16 protein-coding genes and 1 pseudogene are annotated in these 23,865 nt (G+C 74.3%); 9 read left to right on the top strand and 8 right to left on the bottom strand.

Going from position 1 to position 23,865, the window contains the following annotated elements; translation table 11 throughout:
- Position 1 precedes the first annotated feature (1 nt).
- The 3 genes from BOQ63_RS13745 (at position 2) to BOQ63_RS13735 (ending at position 6,469) form a co-directional block, all read left to right on the top strand.
- The gene (locus BOQ63_RS13745; RefSeq protein WP_072654328.1) at positions 2-3,928 is read left to right on the top strand and encodes a vWA domain-containing protein; all 3,927 of its coding nucleotides are present in this window, start codon (positions 2-4) and stop codon (positions 3,926-3,928) included.
- The gene (locus BOQ63_RS13740) at positions 3,925-5,898 is read left to right on the top strand and encodes a hypothetical protein (protein WP_191093559.1); all 1,974 of its coding nucleotides are present in this window, start codon (positions 3,925-3,927) and stop codon (positions 5,896-5,898) included. The genes BOQ63_RS13745 and BOQ63_RS13740 overlap by 4 nt, the downstream gene beginning before the upstream one ends.
- A 100-nt stretch (positions 5,899-5,998) precedes the next feature.
- On the top strand, positions 5,999-6,469 hold the full coding sequence (locus BOQ63_RS13735) for a MarR family winged helix-turn-helix transcriptional regulator (RefSeq protein WP_030551750.1): 471 nt from the start codon (positions 5,999-6,001) through the stop codon (positions 6,467-6,469).
- A 70-nt stretch (positions 6,470-6,539) separates the two neighbouring features.
- Here BOQ63_RS13735 and BOQ63_RS13730 read toward each other — a convergent pair whose 3' ends face one another.
- From BOQ63_RS13730 to BOQ63_RS13710, 5 genes are all read right to left on the bottom strand, one after another.
- Positions 6,540-7,115, bottom strand: a complete 576-nt coding sequence (locus tag BOQ63_RS13730) for a GTP-binding protein (RefSeq protein WP_030280204.1) — start codon at positions 7,113-7,115, stop codon at positions 6,540-6,542.
- A 71-nt stretch (positions 7,116-7,186) separates the two neighbouring features.
- On the bottom strand, positions 7,187-7,570 hold the full coding sequence (locus BOQ63_RS13725; protein ID WP_030280206.1) for a DUF742 domain-containing protein: 384 nt from the start codon (positions 7,568-7,570) through the stop codon (positions 7,187-7,189).
- A complete protein-coding gene (locus tag BOQ63_RS13720; RefSeq protein WP_030280208.1) occupies positions 7,567-8,001 on the bottom strand; it encodes a roadblock/LC7 domain-containing protein in 435 nt (144 codons plus the stop codon). Before BOQ63_RS13720 ends, BOQ63_RS13725 begins: the two co-directional genes overlap by 4 nt.
- Positions 8,001-10,184, bottom strand: a complete 2,184-nt coding sequence (locus tag BOQ63_RS13715) for a sensor histidine kinase (RefSeq protein ID WP_150475879.1) — start codon at positions 10,182-10,184, stop codon at positions 8,001-8,003. Before BOQ63_RS13715 ends, BOQ63_RS13720 begins: the two co-directional genes overlap by 1 nt.
- Before the next feature lie 425 nt (positions 10,185-10,609).
- Positions 10,610-11,992 carry an acyl-CoA dehydrogenase family protein gene (locus BOQ63_RS13710; protein WP_072654325.1) on the bottom strand — a complete coding sequence of 461 codons (1,383 nt, stop codon included), beginning with the start codon at positions 11,990-11,992 and terminating at the stop codon, positions 10,610-10,612.
- A 427-nt stretch (positions 11,993-12,419) separates the two neighbouring features.
- On the opposite strand from BOQ63_RS13710, the gene BOQ63_RS13705 reads away from it, so the two are divergent.
- The 3 genes from BOQ63_RS13705 to BOQ63_RS13695 all read left to right on the top strand — a co-directional run bounded on the left by BOQ63_RS13705 (position 12,420) and on the right by BOQ63_RS13695 (position 18,086).
- Positions 12,420-13,496 carry a GAF domain-containing protein gene (locus BOQ63_RS13705; protein WP_046386579.1) on the top strand — a complete coding sequence of 359 codons (1,077 nt, stop codon included), beginning with the start codon at positions 12,420-12,422 and terminating at the stop codon, positions 13,494-13,496.
- A 304-nt stretch (positions 13,497-13,800) separates the two neighbouring features.
- A complete protein-coding gene (locus tag BOQ63_RS13700; RefSeq protein WP_078867129.1) occupies positions 13,801-15,414 on the top strand; it encodes a lipase maturation factor family protein in 1,614 nt (537 codons plus the stop codon).
- Positions 15,415-15,620: 206 nt separating this feature from the next.
- Complete coding sequence (locus BOQ63_RS13695) at positions 15,621-18,086, top strand: hypothetical protein (RefSeq protein ID WP_150475877.1); 2,466 nt, start codon at positions 15,621-15,623, stop codon at positions 18,084-18,086.
- Between the two features lie 95 nt (positions 18,087-18,181).
- Here the strand turns inward: BOQ63_RS13695 and BOQ63_RS13690 are convergent, their stop codons facing one another.
- On the bottom strand, positions 18,182-19,204 hold the full coding sequence (locus tag BOQ63_RS13690) for a transglycosylase SLT domain-containing protein (protein ID WP_050366470.1): 1,023 nt from the start codon (positions 19,202-19,204) through the stop codon (positions 18,182-18,184).
- A 57-nt stretch (positions 19,205-19,261) separates the two neighbouring features.
- Positions 19,262-20,068 carry a helical backbone metal receptor gene (locus tag BOQ63_RS13685; RefSeq protein ID WP_167395732.1) on the bottom strand — a complete coding sequence of 269 codons (807 nt, stop codon included), beginning with the start codon at positions 20,066-20,068 and terminating at the stop codon, positions 19,262-19,264.
- Positions 20,069-20,339: 271 nt separating this feature from the next.
- Between BOQ63_RS13685 and BOQ63_RS13680 the strand changes: the two genes are divergently transcribed.
- From BOQ63_RS13680 to BOQ63_RS13670, 3 genes and pseudogenes are all read left to right on the top strand, one after another.
- On the top strand, positions 20,340-21,203 hold the full coding sequence (locus BOQ63_RS13680; protein ID WP_072654322.1) for an ABC transporter substrate-binding protein: 864 nt from the start codon (positions 20,340-20,342) through the stop codon (positions 21,201-21,203).
- Between the two features lie 78 nt (positions 21,204-21,281).
- Positions 21,282-21,914 (top strand): annotated as a pseudogene (locus BOQ63_RS13675) (FecCD family ABC transporter permease); the annotation flags it as partial.
- Positions 21,911-22,705, top strand: a complete 795-nt coding sequence (locus tag BOQ63_RS13670) for an ABC transporter ATP-binding protein (protein ID WP_072654321.1) — start codon at positions 21,911-21,913, stop codon at positions 22,703-22,705. The pseudogene BOQ63_RS13675 and the gene BOQ63_RS13670, both read left to right, overlap by 4 nt.
- Before the next feature lie 87 nt (positions 22,706-22,792).
- Here the strand turns inward: BOQ63_RS13670 and BOQ63_RS13665 are convergent, their stop codons facing one another.
- A complete protein-coding gene (locus BOQ63_RS13665; RefSeq protein ID WP_072654320.1) occupies positions 22,793-23,779 on the bottom strand; it encodes an L-tyrosine/L-tryptophan isonitrile synthase family protein in 987 nt (328 codons plus the stop codon).
- Positions 23,780-23,865: the final 86 nt, after the last annotated feature.

The raw sequence follows: 23,865 nt of genomic DNA, 5'->3' as shown, positions 1-23,865 counted from the left end.
GATGACGAGCAGCGCGGTGAAGCCCACCCCGGACGGCCGCCTCGGGGCCGGCGGACAACCTGCCACCGACCTCGACGTCCGCGTCGAGACCGACCGGCTGGCCGGCTCCGGCACCGACCGTCCCGGGCCCTACCTGATCGGCGTGCGCCACCACGCGCCGTCCCTCAGCGCGGTCCTTCCCGCGCTGCTCGACGCCGCCCGTCCCGAGGTGGTCCTGGTCGAACTGCCCGCCGAGTTCCAGCCCTGGCTCGACCGGCTCGCCGACGAGGCCACCGAGGCCCCGGTCGCCCTGGCCGCCGCCCCGGCCGGTCCGGACGACTCCGGTCGGCTCGCCTTCTACCCGTTCGCCGATTTCTCCCCGGAGCTCGTCGCCCTGCGTTGGGCGCGGCGCAACGGCGTCGAGGCCATCGCCTGCGACCTGCCGCTCGCCCACCGTACCGCCCCAGGGGGCGCCGCCGGCGACGGTGCCCGCGATCATGGCCCGGCGGAAGGCACGGTGGAAGGCCCGGCGGCCCCCGGTGTGGCGGACGCCCTGCGCCACCGCCTCACCGGCCGCGACTGCGACGAGGACCTCTGGGACCGGCTGGTCGAGACCGCCGCCCCCGGCTCCACCCCGGAGGCCGTCCGGCGCGCTGCCCTCCTGGTCGGCTGGGCCCTGCGCCACGACGCCGAGACCGGCCCCGGCGTCGACCCGTACGACCTGCGCCGCGAGGCCTGGATGCGGGCCCGCATCCGGGCCGCCTCGGCCGGCGGGCGCCGGATCGCCGTGGTCGTCGGCTCCTTCCACGCCGCCGCCCTGCTGGACGGCCCGATCTCTCCGGAGGAACCGCCCGGCCCGGACGACCCCGGGCACGTCCTCTCGCTGATCCCGTACACCTACCCGCTGCTCGACGCCCGCTCCGGCTACCCGGCGGGCATCCGCGACCCGGAGTGGCAGCACACCGTCCTGGACGCCGGCGGAGACCCGGAGCGCCTCACCGAGGCGCTCACCGCCACCGCCGTCCGGATCTGCGCCGCGCTGCGCACCCAGGACCACCCCTCCGGTCCGGCCGACGCCCGGGAGATCGTCCGCCTCGCCGGTGACCTCGCCCGGTTGCGCGGCCACGCCGCCCCCGGCCGCGGCGAACTCGTCGAAGCCGTCCAGACCGTCCTCGCCCAGGGCGAACCCCTCGGCCGGGGGCGGGCCGTCGCCCGTGCGCTCGAACAGGTCCTGGTCGGCACCCGCACCGGGCGCCCCACCCCCGCCGCCCCGCGCAGCGGACTCGCCCCCGCCGTCGAAAACCTCCTCGCCGAGCTCGGCCTCCCCGGCCCCACCGAGCCGGGCCCGCGCGAACTGCGCCTCGACCCGCTGCGCAGCCCCCTCGACCGCCGCCGCGAGATCCTCCTCCACCGGCTCACGGCCTGCGGCGTCCCCTACGCCGAGCCGGTCGCCACCACCGGCCCGGGCGGCACCGAAACCCTCGGCACCCGCTGGCGCCTGCACTGGACCCCCACCGTCGCCGCCCTGCTCACCGTCGCCGGCACCCGCGGCGTCACCCCGGCCCAAGCCGCCGAGGGCAGCCTCCGCACCCGCCTCAGCGACGACCCCACGCCCCGCGAGATCATCGACGGCCTCACCGCCGCCGCCTCCTGCGCCCTCCCCGCCCTCACCACCACCCGCCTCACCCAACTCACCGCCACCCTCCCCACCACCGCAACCCTCCCCGACCTCCTCGACGCCCTCACCCTTCTCGACCGCCTCACCGCAGGCCACTTCCCCGGCCTCACCCCGGACACCCCGCCCCCACCACCCACCGGGGCAGCCGTCCCGAGCGTTCAAGGTGACGTCGGGCCGGGCGATCCCGAGCCTGCCGACGCGCTACCGCCCGTCGGTGTGGTCGTCCCGGGTGGCCGGGGTGATGCCGGGTCTGCCGCAGGTCTGCTGTCCGCCGGAGCGATCGGTTCGGGCAGTCCTGGCGATGCCGGACTGGTCACCGCGCTACCGCCCGCCACCGGGGCGCGGCCTTCCACCGATTCGCAGGTCGTGTCGTGTGAGGGAGGTCGAACGCCTCGTACCGGCACGGTTGTCAGGGAGCCCGCGGCCATCGTCTGCCCAATCGCTCCCGAGCCGTACCGCCCTGCCACCGCCCTCCCTGCTGCCGTGGAGCTGCTGACCGCCGCTGCGGTGCGGCAGGTGGAGGGGTTGGGTGGGTCGGACGATCCGGCGGATGCGCGGGCGCTGGTGGAGCTGGCGCGGCGGGCCGATCGGCTGGGCGGGGTGCGGCTGGGGTACGTGCTGGGCGAACTCGCGGAGCGGGGGAGTCCGTTGGTGCGGGGTGCGGCCGGAGCGGTGCGGGTGCTGCTCGGGCAGGAGCCGGCCGGGGTGTTCGGCGGCCGGGCCGCGTCCTGGGTGGACGGGGCGACCGACGTACGGGCGCGGCAGCTGCTCGGACGGGCGCTGGTCGGGTTGTTGACCGCGGCCGAGGGGCTGTTCGACAGCGCGCCCGAGGCGCTCGAACCCGTGCTGGAGCGGGTGACGTCAATGTCCGACTCCGCCTTCCTGGACCGGCTGCCCGCGCTGCGCGGCGGTTTCGACACGCTGAGCCCGGCGGCCCGCGACCGGCTGCTGGCCCTGGTCGAGGAGCGGCTCGGCACCCGTCTCGCCGCCCTGCCCGAGGCTGCCGATCCTGCCGTGGTGGCGAGTTGGGTGCGCGCGGACCTGGCCGCGCGCGCGGTTCTGGCCCGTCGCGGCCTGGCACCGCAGGCAACCCCGGACCCGGCCCCCACCCCTCAACCAGCACCCACACCCACACCCACCGCCCAGCCCCCGGGCACCGGACCGCACACCCTCACTCCCGCCGAGCGCTGGCGCCTGCTGCTGGGCCGTCCCGGCAGCGGCGGCCTGTCCGGTCGCAGCGCCCGACTCGCCACTGCGCTCGACGAGTTGTACGGCAGTGGACGCGGTGAGGGCTCCGGTCCGGGCCTGGGCGACCGGGGCGGACGCGAGGCGCCCTTCCCCGGAGTGCGCGAGTGGGCCGAGGAACTGGAGGCGCTGTTCGGCCCGGGTCTGCGGGAGGAGGTGCTGGCGGCCGCCGTCACCCATGGCCGGACGGATGTCCTGGAGGCGATCGACCCGTCCGCCGTCCGCCCGTCGGTCGACCTGTTGCGGACGGTGCTGGACCATGCGGGCGGCCTGCCCGAGGCCCGGGTGGCGCGGCTGCGCCCGCTGGTGCGGCGGCTGGTGGACGAGTTGAGCCGCGAACTGGCGACCAGGCTGCGCCCCGCGCTGACCGGCATCAGCGTGCCGCGCCCGTCGCGGCGTCCGGGCGGCGGGCTGGACCTCCAGCGGACCATCCGGGCCAACCTCGCCACCGCCCGTCCGGCACCGGACGGCGTCGGCACCCTGATCGTGCCGGAGCGTCCGGTGTTCCGGACCAGGGCTCGGCAGGCCAACGACTGGCGGCTGATCCTGGTGGTGGACGTGTCGGGCTCGATGGAGGCCTCCACGGTCTGGGCGGCGCTCACCGCCGCGATCCTGGCCGGGGTGCCGTCGCTCACTACCCACTTCGTCGCCTTCTCCACCGGAGTCCTGGACCTGACGGAGCAGGTGGCGGATCCGCTGAGCCTGCTGCTGGAGGTGCGGGTCGGCGGCGGTACCAGCATCGCGACCGGGTTGCGCTACGCGCGCGAGCTGGTGACGGTGCCGTCGAGGACGTTGATCGCGGTGGTCAGCGACTTCGAGGAGGGCGGCCCGGTCAGCGGGCTGCTAGCCCAGACCCGGGCACTGGTGGATTCCGGCGTGCACCTGCTCGGCTGCGCGGCATTGGACGACACCGGGACGGCCCGGTACTCGAAGTCGGTCGCGGGCCAGCTGGTCGCGGCCGGTATGCCCGTGGCGGCACTGAGCCCGCTGGAACTGGCCCGCTGGGTGGGGGAGAAGGTCCGATGAACGCGACGACGCAGGAGAACGGCTGGCCGGGCGTCCGGCCCGAGGTGGTCGCCGAGGTGGTGTCCGGGCTGAGCGCCCGGCTGCAGAAGCGGCTGGACGGCGCGGCGGCGAAGCTGGCCCAGCGGCCGCTGAGCCGGGAGGGTGACGAGTGGCGGGTGGAGGTGGACGAGGAGGCCCTGCTCGTCCTGCACGCCCCGGGCGGGGTGATCGCCGCCCCGGCCTCCGTCCGCTGTGGCTGCCTGCTGGCTCCAGCCTGCGTCCACCGCGCCGCCGCCGTCACCCTCTGCCCGCTGGCGGAGGCGATCGAGGGCGGCGCCGAATCCTCCGATGCCGATGCCCCTCGAGTCGATGCCCCTCGAGCCGAGGGCCCCGAAACCCCGTCAGCGCCGGAACCCGTGCTCCGACCCGAACCCGCTGCCCTCACCCCGTCCGAACTCGCCGCCGCCCGGCACCTCCACCGGGCCGCCTGTGCCCTGCTGGCCGCCGGGGTGAGCGGCGCGGGCGCCGTCTCCCAGGCCGAGCTGCTGCGTGCCGCGCACCGGGCGCGCGTGGCGGGGCTGTATCGTCCGGCCGCGGCGGCGGTCACGGTGGTCACCAGGGTGCGCGCGGCGCGTTCCGGCGCGCCCGACCACCGGCTGGTGGACCTGGTGTCGGGCCTGCGCGAGTTGCTCGGCCTCACCGTGGCCCTGAGCGCGCCCGTCGATGCCTTCGGCGCCTCCGGCGCCCCCGAGCCCACCCCGCTCGGCGAGCTGCGAGGCAGCGCCCGCCAGGCCTATGCCGAGGAGGGCGGCCTGCGGCTGTACGGGCTGTTCGCCGAGCCGGTGCTGACCGCGACCCACGCCGGCGCGGTCAGCTGGGCGGTGGACGCCGGAGGCCGACTCAGCACCGTCGCCGAGGTGACCCCGCACGGTGACGCCGCGACCGCCGCCCCGCTGGCCGTCGGCGCGGGCAACCGTACGGTGCGGCTGGGCGATGCCGCGCTCAGCCACCGCGAGTTCAGCCGTGCCGGACTGGCGGTCCAGGGCGCGACGAGGTCGGCCGGCGGACGGCTGGGTGCCGGGGCCTCGGTCCGGGCGGTCCGCGCGGCCGGGGCCGACTGGACGGCGGAGCCGGTGGCCGGGCTGTGGTCCGAGCCGCCCGGTGCGCAGGTGGCGCGGGCCCTGGCGGCGCAGGAGCTGCCGTACGAGAGCCGCCCGGCCGGGAGTGACCTGCTCTTCCTGGACGTCACCCTGCTGGGCGCGGCCCCGACCGCGCCCGGCGGAGCCGCCCAACTGCTCGCCCGCGTCGCGGGGAGCGACCTGGTGATCGCGCTGCTCCCGGGGCACGAGCACCCGGACCTGGCCTTCCGGGCCAACCTCGCCCTGCTCGCCACCGCGCACGGCCTGCGGCTCCGGCTGATCGGCCGCCTGGAGCGGGCCGACCGCCCGCAACTGCGCCTGCTCGCGATCGGGACGCCCCCGGACGGCTCCGACCAGCCCGGGCCCGTCCGCCTCGCCCTCGCCGCCGACCGGGCGGGCCGGGCCAACCTCGGCCTGGAGCGCCTCCAGGCCGCCGACCTCCAGGCCCCCGCTCCCCGGGCCGACCACCCAGTCGGGCCCCTACCCGAGCTCCCCACCACACCTCCGGACGGTCCACCCGTGCACGTACTCGCCCGCCGGGTGGCGCAGGCGGTGACCACCGGGCGCTCCGCCCTCGCCCCGAGCGCGGCCACGGCGGCGGCCGACCGGAGCCTGCTGCGCGTCGCCGGACTGTCCACCGCCGTCCAGCTCCTGGACGGCCTGCGGGCGGCCGCGGCGGACCATCGGCGGGATGTGTTCGGCCGGGTCGTCCCGGATGACCACGACGCCTTCGCCACGGCCTGGCTCGCCGCCGCCGTCTACACGGAGGCGCTGGCCACCGCGCTCTGCTCCGCCGCCTGGGCAGCCGACGGAACAGCCACCGACCGCACCCGTCAGCCGGCCCGGGTATGAGCCGAAGTATTTGCAGAGACTGATAATCGGCGCAAACTGGCATACTTGTGGGAGAGGAGATACCAGAGGCGCACGGAGCAACACGAAGGGAAGGCGAGCCATGTCCATCCGCGACGACGCGGCCGAGGTCCGGTCCAGTGGCTGGCGGACGCTCGCCGCACTGCACGGGCTGATCGACGCCGCGTTGGAGAAGGCGCTCCAGGCGGAGCACAAGCTCTCGGTGGTCGAGTACACGGTGCTGGAGGCACTCTCCCGGCAGGACGGCTGGCACATGCGGATGCAGCAGCTGGCCCGCGCCGCGGCGCTGAGCAGCAGTGCGACCACCCGGCTGGTCAGCCGCCTGGAGGACCGCGGCCTGCTGGGGCGCTATCTCTGCGCGGACGACCGGCGGGGCATCTACACCGAGCTGACGCCGGCGGGCCGTGCCCTGCTGGAGGCCGCCCGCCCGGTGCACGACGCGACCCTGGAAGCGACCCTGACGCAGGCTGCCGAACTCCCCGAGCTGGCCCCGCTGGTGGACGCGCTCGCCGAGCTCGCCCCGGCGAAGGCACAGCCCCCGGTACCGGATTAACCGGATTAACCGAATTGGCGGTCCGGTACCGGGGTGCTGTGCCCTCGCCGATGCCGGGAGGCGGTGGCCCTCACCGCCGCCCGGCGGCCAGGGCGTCCCGGTGCACCCGGTCGAGCAGGGCGAGCAGCAGTTCCTTGCTGGACGCCCGCTCCCGGACGTCGCACAGCACCACCGGCACCTCCGGCCCGAGGTCGAGGGCGCGGCGGACGTCCTCCGGGGTGGCCTCCCGGCGGCCGTGGAAGCAGTTGACCCCGATGGCGAACGGGATTCCGCGCTGCTCGAAGAAGTCGACGGCGGCGAAGCTGGATTCGAGCCGCCGGGTGTCCGCGAGGACGATCGCGCCGAGGGCGCCGAGGGCGAGGTCGTCCCACATGAACCAGAACCGGAACTGCCCGGGCGTGCCGAAGAGGTAGAGCACCAGGTCCTCACGGACGGTGATCCGGCCGAAGTCCATCGCCACGGTGGTGGTGGACTTGTCCTGGACGCCTTCGAGGCTGTCGACCCCGATGCTGGCGCGGGTCATCCGCTCCTCGGTCTGCAGCGGTTCGATCTCACTGACCGAGCCGACCATGGTGGTCTTGCCGACGCCGAAGCCGCCGGCGACGAGGATCTTGACCGCGCCCGGCACCAGGCTCTGGGTCGTCACTTCGGGTCTCCTGGAAGGGAACTGGGAGTTTTACGAGGCGGGGAGGAGCGGGGCCGGGCCGTCGCCGTCCGTCAGAGCCGGCGGACACCCTCGATCACCGCCTGGATCAGCGAGATGTCCGGCGCCTCGGCGAGCTGGACCGGGGCCCGGGTGAGGATCAGCCGGGCCTCCGCCAGATCGTCCAGAAGCACCTTGACCACGCTCACCGGCAGGTCCATGCTGGCCGCGATCTCGGCGACGGCCAGCGGGCGTTCGCGGCACATGTCGAGGATCGCGGCCGGTTCGGGGGTCAACCGGCTGGTGTCGGCGCGCGGGTCGGCGGTGACCACCAGGGTGATGAGCGCGAAGCCGTCACGGACCGGGCCGGTGCGCCCGTTGGTGATCGCGTAGGGGCGGACCAGGTGGCCGGCGTCCTTGTCGTAGAACCAGCCCTCGTCGGCGTCGGCGGTGGTCACGCACCGCCACCCGCGCCGACCTGGCCCGCGTCGCTGCGCGGCGCCGCGGTGAGGTACTGGCCGACCTGCTTGACCAGCATGTTGATCTCGTAGGCCATCAGCCCGGCGTCCACCTGCTCGCTGGTGAGCACGGCGAGGCGGGCCCCCTGTCCGGCGGTGGTGACGAACAGGAACAGCTGGTCCATCTCGACGACGGTCTGCCGGACCCGCCCGCCGTTGAAGCGGTGCCCGGCGCCGCGGGCCAGGCTCTGCAGGCCGGAGGCGACGGCGGACAGGTGTTCGGCGTCGGCACGGTCGAGGCCCTGGGACATGCCGACCAGCAGGCCGTCCTCGGAGAGGACGATGGCGTGGCGGGTCTCGGGTACCCGCGCCACCAGCTGGTCCAGCAGCCAGTTGAGGTCGCGCTGGGTTTCGGTCTGCTGCTGCGTCATCACTGCTGTTCCTTGGCTTCCTGAACGGCGGAGGCTTCCGCGGCTTCCTCGGGGGCGGAGGCTGCGGCCGGCTGGGGGGCGATGGCGGGCGCGTCCGGTTCGGAACCGGCCGCGCGGGCGCTCCGGGTGCCGCGCTGGATGGCGGCCATGGTGGCGCGGGAGCGCGCCGGCGAGGGGGCGTCGGCCTCGCCGAACCGCGGGCCGCTCGGGGCGGCGTGGGCCCCGTGCGGCGCCGGAGTCCCGTGCGGCGCCGGGGCTCCGTACGGCGCTGCGGCTCCGTACGGCGAAGGCGGAGCGGCCGGATCCGATGGCGACGGGATCATGCCGCCGGGGGCGTTGGCCTCGCGGAGCTGCTCGGCGAGGCTGGCGTTGCGGACCCGCTGCGGCAGGACCCGCGGGGTGCGCAGTTCGCCGTCCGGGCCGTGCTCCACGTGGTCCTCCTGCGGGCGTTCGTGGGTGGGCGTCGACCGGTCGGCGGGAACCCCGTCGAACCCGGCGGCCGAGTCCGCGAGCGGCCCCGGCACGCCGCCGTGGACGCCGACGTCACCGGCGGCACCGGGCACCGGTCCGGCTACGAGCCCCGGTGCGAGTCCCGCCACGGGCTCCGCCGACGGATCGGTCGGCAGGTCGTAGGGACGCGGCAGCGCGGGCCGGGGGACCACCACGGCGCCGGGAAGGCCGGGGATCTCGGCGCCGACCGGCAGTCCGGCGTTCTCGGGAGCGGCCCCACCGGTCCCACCGTCCTGTCGCCCGAGCAGCTCGCCGATGGTCACCCCGCCGTCCTCCTCCCCGGAGGCGACGGAACCGGGGGCGACGTCCGCGGTCGTCCCGCCATCGGCAGCCGCAGCCGCAGCCGCAGCACCAGCCGCAGCCGCATCAGCGCCCGCAGCCGGTCCGGCCGATCCACCGCCGAGCAGCCCGCTGAGCACTCCCGACAGCGCGCCCGACAGTTCCTCGTCGACCTCGCCCAAGTCACCGTCCGACGGCCGTGGTTCCGACACCGGGGTGCGGGTGACCCGGGCGCCGGACGGCAGTCCGGGTACCGCGGCCGGGTGTTCGGCCTGCTCCAGCAGCACCGAGGGCACCAGGACCACGGCCCGGGTGCCGCCGTACGGCGAGGGCCGAAGGGTGACCTGGATGTCGTGCCGGGCGGCCAGCCGCGCGACGACGAACAGGCCGAGCCGCAGGTCGTCGCCGAGCGCGGAGACGTCCAGCTCGGGCGGGTTGGCCAGGTACTCGTTGAGCCGCTCGTACTCCTCCTCGGTCATGCCGAGGCCGCGGTCCTCCACCTCGACGGCCAGGCCCTTGGGGACCTCCTGGGCGGAGACCTGCACCTGGGTGTACGGCGGGGAGAAGGTGGTGCCGTTCTCGATCAGCTCGGCGACCAGGTGGATCACGTCGGCGACGGCCTGCCCGCTGAGGGAGGCGCGCGGCACGCCCTGGACGACGACCCGGGCGTAGTTCTCGGTTTCGGAGACGGCGCTGCGCAGCACGTTGACCATGGGCACGGCGTTGCGCCAGCGCCGGGCGGGCAGCGCGCCGCCGAGGATGACCAGGTTCTCGGCGTTGCGCCGCATCCGGGTGGCCAGGTGGTCGACCGCGAACAGTTCGCGCAGCAGCTCGGGTTCCTCGTGCTCGCGCTCCAGCGCGTCGAGCATGCTGATCTGGCGGTGGATCAGGATCTGGGTGCGGCGGGCGATGTTGAGGAAGACCTTCTTGGTCCCCTCGCGGCCCTGGGCCTGGTGGACGATGGCGGCGACGGCGGCCTGCCGGACGGCGGCCAGGCCGTCGGAGGTCTGCTGGACCTCGTCGCCGACCCGTCGCGAGGGCGTCCAGGTGGGCGGGGTGGGCACCGGCTCCCCGGCGCGCAGCCGCCCGACGACGTCGGGGATCTCCTGCTGGGCGAGCGCGAGGGTGTCGGTGCGCAGTACAGCCAGCCGGGCGGACAGGGCCCGGGCGGCCCGGACGCCGCGGATCAGGCTGACCAGCAGCACCACGGCGACGACGGCGGTGCCGGCCACCAGCGCGGTGCGGTTCCCGGCGTCGCGCAGCAGGTAGGCGGCGTAGCCCCAGGCGGCGGCGAGGCCCAGGCTGGGGACCAGAACGAGGGCGAGGAGCGAGCTGCGGAGGGAGCCGGACCGGCCGGCGCGGTGGCCCGTGCGGGGGGCCGATATGCCTGGCATCTGATTCCTTGTTGCAGGGCCGAGTTGCAGGCCGGGACTCGGGCCGAACGGCGGATCGGCCCGAGCGGACCGGACCGGGTTTCAGGGCGCCGAGGCCGGGGTCGCCGGACGGGGTGACGCGGTGTCACCGTCCGCGCGGGGTGCAGCACGGCCGCCGACGGCAGGAAACCTATCAGTCCCAGGTGGCCTCATCGCAACATCAACTGACGATATGTGAACGGGTGATGGCACCGCCGACCGGTTCCGACCGGAGTGTTCGCCAACGGAACGCCGCAGCTCAGTACAGGTGCCGTGAAGCGCGAACGGCTCCCGGGGAGGCCGGGCAGGCCTCTCCGGGAGCCGTCAGGAACAGGTCAAACCATCCAGGTCGGACCGTCGCTGTGCCGAAGGTTCGCCACCGCCCGGGCGGTGGTTCCTCCGCCGGATCAGCTCGCCGCGGAGAGCGGCACGACCCGGCCGTACCGCCGGTACCGGCCGTCCACCGCGGAGGCCGCGGAGGCCGCGGAGGCCGCGGACGCCGCAGACCCCGCGGAGGCCGCAGGAGCCACGGAGCCCGCGAAGCCCGTGGAGACCGTGGACGCCGCGGCGGCCCCGGACTCCAGCTGGTTCAGCTCGGTCCACGCCCAGCTCGTCAGGTCGGACAGCTCGTCCGACCACTGCTTGCCGTACGTGCCCGCCGCCACCTGTCCGAGCCGCAGCTTCTGCACGTCCGAGGTGCCGGCCGGGGCGTAGATGTGGGTGGCGTCCCGCAGGTAGCGGATGATGTTGTGCTCCTCCTGGGTGCCGCGCGCGGCGAAGATCTCCATCGCCTGGCGCGCCGAGTCCATCGCGTACTCGGTGTTGATGAGCTTGGCGTTCATCAGCTCGGCGTCGCAGGCCTTGCCGCGGTCGAGCAGGTGCGAGGCGTGGTACGCGGCCAACTTGGCGGTCATCAGCCGGGACTGCATCTCGCCGAGCTTGAGCGCGATGCTGTTCAGCTGGCCGATCGGCTTGCCGTAGAGCACCCGCTCCTCCGCGTAGCGCACGGTGTCCTCCACCACGGCGACGTGGATGCCGAGCGCGACGGCGCCGAGGTTGAGCCGGCCGTACAGGGTGGAGGAGGAGTACGCGACGTCGAGGCCCTGGCCCTCCTCGGCGAGCCGGTTGCCGACCGGGATCCGGCAGTCCTCGAAGACGAGCTCGCCGAAGCTGAAGCCGTGGAGGCCGCCCTGGGTGCCGACCGCGCCGGTGCGGAAGCCGGGCCGGTCGCTCTCGACGAGGAAGGCGGACAGGCCCTTGCTGCCCCGGTCGGTGCGGAAGACCACCCCGTGGACGTCGCCGATGTGCGAGTTGCCGACGAACACCTTGCGGCCGTTGAGCACGTACTCGTCGCCCTCGCGGCGGGCGGTGCCGGCCATGCCGAGCACGTGGCCGCCGGACTCCGGCTCGGTGACCGCGATCGTCGGCAAGCACTCGCCGGACGCGAACTTCGGCAGCCAGGCGCGCCGTTGGGCGTCGGAGCCGAAGTGGATGACCTTGGCGACACCGAGCTGTGAGGCCTGCGCCATCGCGCCCATCGCGCCGCTGACGCGGGCCAGCTCCTCCACGATGATCGTCTTGGCGAGGTGTCCCAGGCCCAGACCGCCGAACTCGCGCGGGATCGTGACACCGATCCAGCCCCGGCGGGCGATCTCCCGCGAGAGCTCGAACTCGATCTCCCGGCCGGCCTCCATTCTGGCCACCTGAGGACGTACCTCCTTCTCCGCGAACTCACGGACCTCCGCTCGGAGGCTCTCGTGTCGCTCGTCGGTGAAGTAGTCCATCGCCATGCTGGGTCCTCTCGTTCCGGTGGGTGTCGTGCCTCCGTTCACGCCGTAGATGCCGCTCCGGCCGCGCCCCCTGCGAGATGAGGGTGGGGGTGTGGAGGTGTGGCGGTGCCGATCGCGTCGAAGCCATCGGTGCATGCGGACCTTGGATCGGGTCTCCCGTGGGGCAGGGAAACTACCGTCCGTGTCTTCGGCAGGGCTCATTGTCATATGTGTACATGGGCTCCACACATAGTCGATCTTGGATTGGCGGAATTCGGCCCGTCACGCCGGCGACTGGTTTTGCGGGCGTGTCGGGTGGGGATTGACCTTGCCCCGCTTCTGCGCCCACCACGGGGTCGCTCACATGCCGCTTTGACTGTTCATCAGCAAGGAAGACGATCGGTCCCGGTAGCACCGCGACGCCCGGATGTCTGATTACATGTGCGCCATGACTGATGTGATGAGCACTCAAGGCCAGTTCCCGGGTGCTGCCGGGGAGTCCGAGCGGACCCGCAGGCTGCGCAGCCTGGGTCTCAACGAACCCTCCGCGGACGAGGCCTTCGACCGCTTCGCCCACCTGGCAGCCAGCATCACCCGCGCTCCCATCGCGATGGTCAACTTCATCAACGACGAGCGCCAGATGTTCCGGGGGCTCTACATCCCGCCAAACACCGCCGAAGTCGCGGCCGAAGAAGGCGCGTCGTGGGCGGATCGGGGCATCGCCTTCGACCTTCCCACCCGGCAGATGCCGATGAGCCACGGCTTCTGCCCGCACGTGGTCGCCCAGCGCTCGCCCCTCGCACTGGACGACATCCTCGCCTATCCCCGGTTCGCCGGGAACCCCGTCGTGGACGAACTGGGCGTCCGGGCCTACCTCGGAGCCCCGCTCGTCGACGACACCAACACCGTCATCGGCACCGTCTGCGTCCTCGACCGGGAACCCCGGCAGTGGGGGCGCGAGCGCCTGCGCGACATCCAGCACCTCGCCGAGGCGCTGCTGTCCGAGATCCGGCTGCGCGACAACCTGCTCGCCCAGCAGCAGGAGATGTTCGCGGCCTTCGACGGCTCCCCGTTCCCCATCATGCTGACCGACGGCCCCGGCCAGGAGATCCGCTACGCGAACGCCCAGCACGCCGACACCTTCGGCCCCCCGGTGGCGTACGGATCGATCGGCACGGCCTACCCGCAGCTCGGCGCGGCCGGCCTCCAGCAGGCCGTCTCGGAGGCGTACCACACCGGTCGCGCCACCGTCCTCAACGACGTCCGGATCCAGTCCGGCCGCCCCGAGGTACAGCGCATCCAGCAGATCTTCAGCTTCACCTGCACCCCGCTGCGGGTGGCGCGCACCGGCCAGGTCAACGGCGTCCTCACCGTCGGCATGGACGTCACCGCCCAGTCCCGCACCGAGGAGGAACTCGGCACGCTGGCCGCACTGCTGGTCGACCGGCTCCAGCAGAACGGCGCCGTCACGCCGACCGCTCGACCGGGTGCCGCCGGTGGGTCCGGACTCGTCCTGCCGAGCTGAGCGGCCGACCGTCGCCCGTGCGCGGCAGCGCGGCCCGCGGCCGCACCAGCCCTCCGCACCATCCGTACCGTCCACCACCGTGGCGGGGCGCCTCTCACCCCCGAGGAGAGGCTCCCCGCCACGCTGCCGTTCGGGGCCAGCGGCTCACGGCAGTTCACCCGCTGCTCCGGCTGCCCGCTGCTTCGGGCGCCCCGCTGCTCCGGGCGCCTGCTGCTCCGGCCGAGCGGGTGAACCGTCCGCCGCCCCCGCCCCTGCCGGACCCCGCGGCGGGCCGCCGGTGGTAGGCATGGGCCGCATGGACTGGATGGACTGGTTCGCCGCCCCCGACTACTGGCTGAGCCGACTGCTCGTCCAACGCCTGCTCGCCGGCCTCTACCTGATCGGATTCGTCGCCGCCGCCGCGCAGTTCCGGGCGCTCATCGGCACCGACGGCATGCTGCCGGTGCCCCGCTTCACCGCCCGGGTCCCCTTCCGTCGGTCGCCCGGGCTCTTCCACCTCCACTACAGCGACCGCTTCTTCGCCGCCGTCGCCTGGAGCGGCGCCGCGCTGTCCGCCGCCGTCGCGGCCGGGCTCGGCGACGCCGTCCCGCTCTGGGCCTCGATCCTGCTCTGGGCGGCGCTCTGGCTCCTCTACCTCTCCATCGTCAACGTCGGGCAGACCTGGTACTCCTTCGGCTGGGAGTCGCTGCTGCTCGAAGCGGGCTCCCTGGCCGTCTTCCTCGGCAACGCCGACACCGCGCCGCCCACCCCCGTGCTCTGGCTGATGCGCTGGCTGGTCTTCCGGGTCGAGTTCGGCGCCGGACTGATCAAACTCCGCGGCGACAGCTGCTGGCGCGACCTGACCTGCCTGCGCTACCACCACGAGACCCAGCCCATGCCCGGACCGCTCAGCTGGTTCTTCCACCACCTGCCCGATCCCCTGCACCGGGTCGAGGTGGCGGCCAACCACTTCGTCCAACTCGTCGTCCCGATCGGCCTGCTGCTCCCGCAACCGGTCGCGACCTACGCGGCCTGCGCCGTCGTCGCCACCCAGCTCTGGCTGATCGCGTCCGGCAACTTCGCCTGGCTCAACTGGCTGACCGTCGTCCTCGCCCTCGCCGCCGTCGAACCGGGCCGCCTCGGACTGCCCCGCCACGCCCACGACTTCCCCGGAGCCCCCGTCTGGTACCAGGTACTGGTGACCGCCGTGACCGCCGCCGTCCTGGTGCTCAGCTACTGGCCGGTGCGGAACATGCTCTCGCGCGGCCAGGTGATGAACCGCTCCTTCAACCGGCTGCACCTCGTCAACACCTACGGCGCCTTCGGCAGCGTCAACCGCCTCCGGCAGGAGGTCGTGGTCGAGGGCACCGACGAGGCCGTCCTCACCCCGCACACCGTCTGGCGCGAGTACGGCTTCAAGGGCAAACCCGGCGACGTGCGCCGCCTCCCGCGCCAGTACGCCCCCTACCACCTGCGGCTGGACTGGCTGATGTGGTTCGCCGGCATCTCCCCGGCCTACGCCCGCCCCTGGTTCCTGCCCTTCGTCGCCCGCCTGCTGACCGGCGACCGGGCGACCCTGCGGCTGCTGCGCCACAACCCCTTCCCCGACGCCCCACCGACCCACGTCCGGGCGACCCTCTACCTCTACCGGTTCACCGGATGGCGCGAACTACGGGAAACCGGCGCGTGGTGGAACCGCACGGCGCTCCACGAGTACCTCGCGCCGGTCGACCTGCCCACCCTCGGCCGGGCCGGCTTCCGTCCGCCGCTCGGCCGCCAGGCTCGCGGCGTCCGTGACGTCCCGCTGGACCGGCTGCGGCGGCGCCCGCGCCCACCGCGGGCGGAGCGCCCTGGTGACCAGCCCGGCGAGCGGCCCGGCGGTCCGTCCGGCCACCCGCACGGACCAGCGCCGGACCACCCGGGCGGACCTCCCGGGTAGCGGCCAGGCGGGCGGTATGGCATACGACACCGGCCCTTCCGGCGGTGGGTGCGTGCAAGGCTCGAACGGGCACCCGTATTCTGGGCCTCCACAACCGGCAGCCCGACCGCGCGCCCCCGTGCCCCGCCCCCGGGGCAACCCCGCGCAACCGGTCCGCCGCCCCCTCGCCGCCAGCCCCGCCGTCGTCGCCCAGAACCGGACCTCACATGACAGTGCTTCACTCGCGCAACGCCGACGCAGCCGACCCGGCGGACGTCGCCGACGCCGCAGACGTCAAGGACCCCCAGGACGCCGCCGCGGAGCCCGACCTCCGCGAAGACCTCGGCCGCTACGCCGACCTCGGGGCCTTCACGCTCAGCGCCGACACCCACGCCTGGTACGCGGCCGTCGACACCGTCGCCACCCCCGAGGACGCCCGCGCCGCCTCCACCGCCCTCGCCGAACTGCGCGGCCGTGACCTTCACCAGACCTGGGAAGCCGTCACCGCCCTGGCCGCCGAGGCCAAGCTGGACGAGCCCGACACCGTCGCCAAGGCCGCGCTGCTGGTCGAGATGCTCCAACGCGTGCACCGCACCTCCGCCACCCTCAGCACCGCCGCGTACGACGCCGACCTCGTCGCTCTCGCCGCCGCCACCGCCGACAGCACCTGGCGCCGCGAGAACGGCGTCAAGCTCTCCTGGCTGCGCGCTCGCTCGCTGCGCAAGCAGGCCACCGCCCTCGCCCACGACCGTAAGGTCCGCCGCGAGGACCTGCACGAGGCGCTCACCTCCGCCGAGATCGAGCGCCGCGCCTGGGCCGCCCTCGCCCCTGCCGGCAGCCTCCCGAGCGTGCCCGCCGACGGTGACCTCGTCGACCGCACCGCCCAGGCCTTCGAGCCGATCAACACCGGCCTGCGCGGCCTCGCCCGGCTGCTGCCCGACCATGACCTGGACGGGCTCGCCTTCGCGGAACTGGCCGACCTGGTCGAGCGCCTGGCCGCCGACGAGGGCACCCTCTACCGCCTGCCGACGATCCGTGGCCTGCGCGCCACCCTCGAGGAGGCCGGCCTCGCCGACCTGCTCGCCGAACTCACCGCGGCGAAGGCCGACCGCCGCGCCGCCGAAGCCGCGTACGCGGCGCGCCAGGCGCTGGTGGCCGGGCAGCGGGACGGACTGGCGGCGGCGCCGGTCGTCGAGGACGCCGGGACCGCCGATGTCGAGGCCGAGGCCGCCGCGCGTCAGGCGCTGGCGGGCGGGCAGCGGGACGGGCTGACGGAGGAGCCGGTCGTCGAGGCCGTCGAGGCCGTCACCGAGGAGCCGGTCGCCGAGACGGCTGACGACGCCGAGGCCGAGGCTGAGACCGATGTCGAGGCGTCCGACGCCGAGCTGACCGACGCGGAGGCGGAGGCCGCCGCGCGTCAGGCGCTGGCGGGCGGGCAGTGGGACGGACTGACGGAGGAGACGCCGGTTTCGGATACGGCTCCGGTCGAGGAAACCGCTGAGGCTGAGGCCGATGCCGAGGTCGTTGAGGCGGCGTCGGCATCGGGCGTCGATTCCGCCGGGACCGAGTCGGTTGTGGAGGAGGCGGTGACGGAGGAGGCCCCGGCTGCGGTGGTGTCCCTCCCGGCACCTTCCCCGGCCGCCGACGACCTGGTGGCCGCCGCGACCGCCGCGCTCGCCGAGGCTGCGGCTGCGGACGAGGTCGCGGTTGAGGCCGAAACGGCTGAGGCCGAGGAGCCCGCCGTCGAGGCCGAGGCCGAGGCCGAGGCCGTGACCGGCGCCGAGGTTGAGGCTGATGCGGAGGTCGAGCCGGAGGCCGTCGAGGCCGAGGTCGCGGTGGAAGCCCCTGCCGCTGAGGCTGCCGAGCCGGTGACCGACGCGGAAGCCGTCGAGGAGGCTCCGGCCGTGACGGTGGAGGAGCCCGTGGCCGCTGTCGAGGAGCCGGTCGTCGAGGATGCGGAGCCGGTCGAGGCAGTGACCGCCGAGGCTGAAGTTGAGGTCGAGGTCGAGGTTGAGGCCGCGGAGCCCGCCGCGGAACCCGAGGCCGTCGTCGAGGCCCCCGCCACCGAGCCGGAGCCCGAGCCCGCCGTCGAGGTCGAGGCCGAGGTCGAGGCCGTGACCGGCGCCGAGGTTGAGGCCGATGCGGAGGTCGAGCCGGAGGCCGTCGAGGCCGAGGTCGCGGTGGAAGCCCCTGCCGCTGAGGCTGCCGAGCCGGTGACCGACGCGGAAGCCGTCGAGGAGGCTCCAGCCGTGACGGTGGAGGAGCCCGTGACCGCTGTCGAGGAGCCGGTCGTCGAGGATGCGGAGCCGGTCGAGGCAGTGACCGCCGAGGCTGAGGTCGAGGTCGAGGTTAAGGCCGTCGTCGAGGCCCCCGCCACCGAGCCGGAGCCCGAGCCCGCCGCCGAGGCCCCCGTTGCAGCCGAGGAGCCCGCCGCCGAACAGCCCGTCGCTGAGACGCCCGTGGCCGAGGAGCCCGCCGGCCGTCCCGCGAAGCCGGACTTCACCCCCGGCCGCCCCGTGACCGCCTACTCCGGCGACGAACTGCTCGCCGTCGTCCGCTGGATCGACACCGACGGCACCGAGCGGAGCGACGAGGAGCTGCTCCGCGCGGCCATGAAGGAGCTGGGCTTCGCCCGTCTCGGGCCGCGGATCAAGGAGGCGCTGGGCGCCGCCGTCGCCGCCGCGCGCGGCTGACGCCCGGCCGACGGCCGTACGGAACAGGGCCCGGAACGCACTCGCGTCCCGGGCCCTGTGTCATGCGGCTGTGGAAGCCGCAGCGCACGGAAGCGTCAGCCGGCCTTGTTCCACGGCTGGCCGGCCATCAGCGCCTTCACGTTGGAGACGTACTTCGGGTTCGGGATGTCCAGGCTGCCGACGACCTCGCTCGTGGTCGGGTCGGTGACGGCGTTGTAGTGCACGTTGCCCGCGCCCGCGTTGTACGCCGAGATGACCAGGTCGAGCAGCGGGGTCTTGCCGGTGGCCGGGTCGGGGGAGAGGTCGTACTTGCCGCCGAAGGAGGAGTCGCCGTAGTAGGCGACCAGCCAGTCGAGCAGCTGGGTGCCGAGCTGGACGTTCCCGTTGAGCGTTTTGGGGTCGGAGTTGGTGCCGTACTTGCCGTTCATCCAGCTCACGGTGTTCTGCATGATCTGCATGGTGCCGATGCCGCCGTCGCAGGCGAGGATGCCGGACTGCCAGCCGCTCTCCTGCCAGGCGATGGCCTTGACCAGGTTGACCGGCAGCGACGGGAGCTTGTCGGTGCCGCCCGAGCTGAGGTTGAGCACCCGGGGCTGGCCGGCCGCCGCCGTGAGGGCGGCGCCCACGGTCGCCTTGGGATCGTCGGGCTGGGGCTTGCTGGGCTGGCAGCCGCTCTGTAGCGGGGGCACGTGCGGGACGGGCGGCGCGGGCGGCGGCGGGAGGGCCACGGCGCCGGGCTTGGCGGTGGGGACCGGCGCGGGAACGGCGGGCTTCTCGACCGGCGGCTGGGTGGTGGGTGCGGCGGCCGCGTTGCCGCCGCCGCTCTTGGCGTTTCCGCTCTGGGCGCCGGGCGTGGCCTTCGCCGACTTGCTCGGCCCGGCGCTCGGGCTGTGCGAGGAGCCGGCGGACGCCGAGTCGGTGGGCGCCGGGGTCGCGCTCGCGGACGGGCCGGCGCCGGCCGTCTCGCCGGGTGTGGCGCCGGCGGCCGTGAGCGTCGTGCTCGCCGCCGCGTTCGGGTGCTTGTCGGCGCTCTCGGTGCCGCAACCCGCCAGTACGGCGGTCGAGACGGCGACGGCGGAGACCAGTACGGTTGTCCGCCGGGTGGTGCTCAACTTCATGGTTCGTCCCCCCACTTGTCGCCGGGAGTCCCATCAGCCCGGCGAGTGGCGGTCATCCTACGATGTGGTCTCCCCGCCGAATGTGAACGGGTGGTCGATTGCCTGCCGGAGGACGGTCGGAGCGGTCACCAGGGAGGGGCCGTACCAGGTCAGGTGCCGTCCGTCGGCCAGCACGACCGGGATTCCGGGGAACGCCTCCGGGCCGTCCTCGGCGGTGAAGCGGTACGGCTCGTCGGGCAGCACCACCAGCTCCGGTCGGCTCGCCAGCAGTTCGGGCAGCGGCACGGCCGGGTAGCGCTCGGGGTGGTCGGCGTGGACCAGTCGCAGGCCGAGGCGGTGCAGCAGGTCCCCGGCGAAGGTGTCGCGGCCGAGCACCATCCACGGGCGGCGCCAGATCGGCACGATCGTCCGCGGGCCGTCCGCCGTCGGCCGTACGTCGCGCCAAGCCGCCTCCGCCCGGTCCAGCCAGGCCGGGCGCGGCAGCCGACAGGCGACGGTGAGCAGCCGGTCGAGCGAGCGGAAGGCGTCCTCCAGGGTGCGGATGTCGGTGACCCAGACCGGCACCCCGGCGGCCCGGAGCGCGTCGAGGTCGGGGCGGCGGTTCTCCTCGTCGTTGGCGATCACCAGGTCCGGGGCGAGCGCGAGGACGCCCGGCAGGTCCGGGCTCTTGGTGCCGCCGATCCGGGCCACGGCCAGGTCCGCGGGGTGGCTGCACCAGTTGGTGGCGCCGACCAGCAGACCGGGCGCGGTGGCGGCGACCGCTTCGGTCAGCGAGGGCACCAGCGAGACCACCCGGCGCGGCGGGAACGGACCGAGTGGTACCGGCAGGTCGAGATCGTCGCGCGGGTCGGTGGGGTCGGCCATCCGGCCACCCTATGCGGGCTGTGCCGCGCATGTCCGCTCCGCTGCGCCGCGCACGGGCGCTCCGCTGTGCCGAGTACGGGCGGTCGGGAAGGACCGGAAATCGCCGGGCGATCCCCGGGAACCGGGCGCGGACCCGGCCCGACTACCTGGTCCGGGTCCGCAGCGCGGGCCCACGGGCTACCCCGTCACGGTCGCCGACTGCGCGGGCAAGGAGACGACCATCGCCAAGGCCCCGACCAGGATCGTCACCAGCAACGCGGCGAGCCTGGAAATGCTGCTCCAACTCGGCGCGGGTGACCGGGTGATCGGCACCGGCTTCCCGCCCGGCAAGGGCACCCTGCCGTCCGCGCTCGCCGAGCAGGGTGCCAAGGCGCCGCGCACCGACCTCGCCGTTCCCAAGGAGAAGCTGCTCGGTTCCGGCGCCGACCTCTACGTCGACACCTTCGGTGCCATGCCGATGATGGGCGGTGGCGCCACCGGGCCCAGTGGGGCGGAGTTCGCGGCGGCCGGCATCCAGCACGTCTACCTCCTCTCCACCGCCTGCGCCGGCACCCCGAAGGCCGCCAAGGCGCCGCGCACCGACCTCGCCGGGATCGAGGACGACATCCGCCGCCTCGGTGCCGTCACCGGCACCGCCGCCCGCGCCGAGGAACTCGTCACCGGGATGGAGAAGCGGATCGGCGAGGTCCGCACCGCGCTCGCCGGTGTCCCGGAGGACGAGCGGCCGAGCTACTTCGCCTTCGACTTCGACGCCGGGACCAAGCAGCCAGTCGCGGTCTGCGGCCGGCAGGTCGCCAACGCCGTCATCACCCAGGCCGGGGCCCGCAACGTGTTCGCCGACTGCGACGCCGACTTCAAGCCCGGCTCCTGGGAGGACGTCGTGGCCAAGAAGCCGGACTGGATCCAGCTGTCCGTGCGCAACCGGGGCAGCGAGGACGCCACCCGTAAGGCCTACGACGACGCCGAGGCGTTCCTGCGGAGCTTCCCGGCGACCCAGGGCCTGAAGGCCGTCCAGGAAGGGCGCTTCGTGCGGCTCGGCTCCGAGGTGACCACTATCGCGGGGGTGCGCAACGCCGACGCGGTCCGGCAGATCGCCGCCACCGTCCACCCCGACCTCGTCAAGAACGGCCAGTAGAGCGTGACTTCGGTACTCCGTGCCGATCCCGCCCGGGAGACCCGCCGCCCGGCCCGCACCCTGCGAGCCGGGCCGCTGGCCGCCGCGCTCGCCGCGTTCTCCCTGGTCTGGCTGATGGCCCGGCGCGGCGGCGGCTTCTCGCCGCTGCGCCTGGTGCTGGCCGGCATCGGCATCGCCCAGTTCCTCGGCGGCATCACCAGCTACCTCGTCCTCCAGACCAGTGACGAGCAGCAGACCCGCGGCGTGCTGTTCTGGCTGATGGGCAGCCACGGGGGCGCCGTCTGGGCCCAACTCGCGGTGCCCGCCGTCGCGGTGGCACTCGGACTGGCCCTGCTCCAGGCCCGGGCCCGCGGACTCAGCGCGATGCTGATGGGCGACGAGACGGCCGCCGGGCTCGGCGTGGACGTCGCCCGGCTGCGCCGCGAGGTGTTCGTCGTCACCAGCGTGCTCACCGGGGTGCTGGTCGCCGTCTCCGGGGCGATCGGCTTCGTCGGGCTGATGGTGCCGCACGTCTGCCGCCTGCTCGCCGGCGGCGACCACCGGCGGCTGCTGCCGCTGTCCGCCCTCACCGGGGCGGTGCTCCTGGTCGTGGTCGACACCGTGGCCCGCACCGCCCTGGACGGCCAGGAACTGCCGATCGGCGTGGTCACCGCCGTACTCGGCGCGCCCACCCTGCTCTACCTGCTGGACCGACGACTGGAGCGCAGTTGAGGATCGCCGTCGAGGACCTGAGCGTCGCCCTGGCCGGGCGGACGGTGGTGGCCGGGGTCCACCTGGTTGCCGAGGAGGGGGAGATCGCCGGGCTGGTCGGTCCCAACGGCAGCGGCAAGTCCAGCCTGCTGCGCACCGTCTACCGGCACTTGCGGCCGAGCGCGGGGCGCGTGCTGCTGGCCGGGCAGGACCTCGGGGCGCTGCGGCCCGCGCAGTCCGCCCGGCACATCGGCGCACTGCCCCAGGAGCGCGGCGGCGACTTCGAGTTGAGCGTGCGCGAGGTGGTGGCGATGGGCCGCACCCCGTACAAGCGGGCCTTCGCGGCCGACGACCCCGAGGACCACCGGATCACTGCGGAGGCCCTGCTCCGGGTCGGCATGGCCGACGCCGCCGAGCGCCGCTTCGCCCAACTGTCCGGCGGCGAACGGCAACGGGTGCTGCTCGCCCGGGCACTCGCCCAGCAGCCGGACGTCCTGGTGCTGGACGAGCCGACCAACCACCTGGACGTCCGGCACCAGGTCGAACTCCTCGCGCTGCTGCGGGAACAGCGCCGCACCACGCTGGTCGCGCTGCACGACCTCAACGCCGCCGCGTCGGTCTGCGACCGGCTGCACGTGCTGCACCGCGGCGCCCTGGTGGCCTCCGGGGCGCCGCGCGAGGTGCTGACCGCAGACCTCCTGGCCGAGGTGTTCGGCGTCCGCGCCGCGGTGGTCGAACACCCACTCACCGGCGACCCGTTGATCGCCTTCGACCACCGCTCCCCGGCGGGCGTCCCCGGGCAGCTCGGGTAATCCGGCGCGGGGGCGGCCCGGCCTCACCGGCTCTGCGGTACGGCGGCTCTGCGGCCCGGCCGCTCCGCAGCTCTGCGGCTCTGCGACTCAACGGCTTTCGTAGTGGCTCGGCCGGCCGTCCCGCTCCACCAGTCGGCCGAGCCGGGCGGCCTCCTCGTTGCGGAGCAACTCCCATCTTCCGTCCGGGCGGTGGAGCACCGCCGAGTGCCAGGGCGTCATCCAGGCGTCGGCGGCCGCCAGCAGTCGGATGCCGAACTTCGCCGCGCCGACCGGCTGCGGGTGGATGGACAGCCGCACCGCCCGCGGATGCTGCTCGCCGATCAACTCGCCCCAGGACCGGCTGCGTTGGATCACCCCGTAGGCGCGGCGTCGGCACTCCCGCTGCAGGGCGGACCTGGTGCCGGGGAAGCCCGTGGTGTCCTCGGTGAGGAAGCGGGTGATGCCGCGGTAGAGCCGCAGCGTCTCCTGCTCGGTCAGCACCTGCTCGCGCAGTTCCTCGACGCTCGGCGCGTACCGCTCGTGCACCCGGGCGCGCTTCTCGTCGTACGGCAGCTCGCCGAGCACCGCCCGCAGGTCGAAGGTGTCGAGGTGGCGCAGGCCCTCGCGGTCGATCATCGCGGTCAACTCGTCCGAGTACGCGTCGATGTGGGGGTCGGCGACGTTGATCAGGTCGCCGAAGATGTGGCCGTCCGAGCAGATCAGGATCCGTGCGCCGGGCGGGTGGATCCGGCCTATCCGGGCGCACAGCTCGTCGAGGAAGGTCAGGGACAACCGTTCCCCCTCGTCGGGCAGGTGGCCGAGCACCTTCGCGGGGTTCGGCGACTTGCACGGAAACCCCGGCAGGGTGAAGACGACGGGCTCGCCCGCGTCGATGTAGCCCGCCAACTGGGCCAGCTGGAAGGGGAAGTGCTCCGGGCGAGCGTCGAACTCCGGGTCGGCGGCGCGGCGGTGCGGGAGCAGCAGTCCGAGGATGCGGGCGGCGAGCCGCTCCGTCGACCGCTGCTCGGGGGTGCTGGTGATGCCGGTGACGAAGGAGGCGGCGGGGGTGAGGGGGGCGGCGCCGACGGGCGGCATGATGGATCTCCTCCACGGATGGGCGGGCGTACGGGCTTCGGGCAGGCCGGAGCCGTGGGCGGCTGGCTGGCTAGTCGGGTGGCTGG

This window comes from Streptomyces viridifaciens (assembly GCF_001888885.2).
GTDB classification, from domain to species: domain Bacteria; phylum Actinomycetota; class Actinomycetes; order Streptomycetales; family Streptomycetaceae; genus Kitasatospora; species Kitasatospora aureofaciens.
This window is presented reverse-complemented; position numbering and strand designations above follow the sequence as displayed.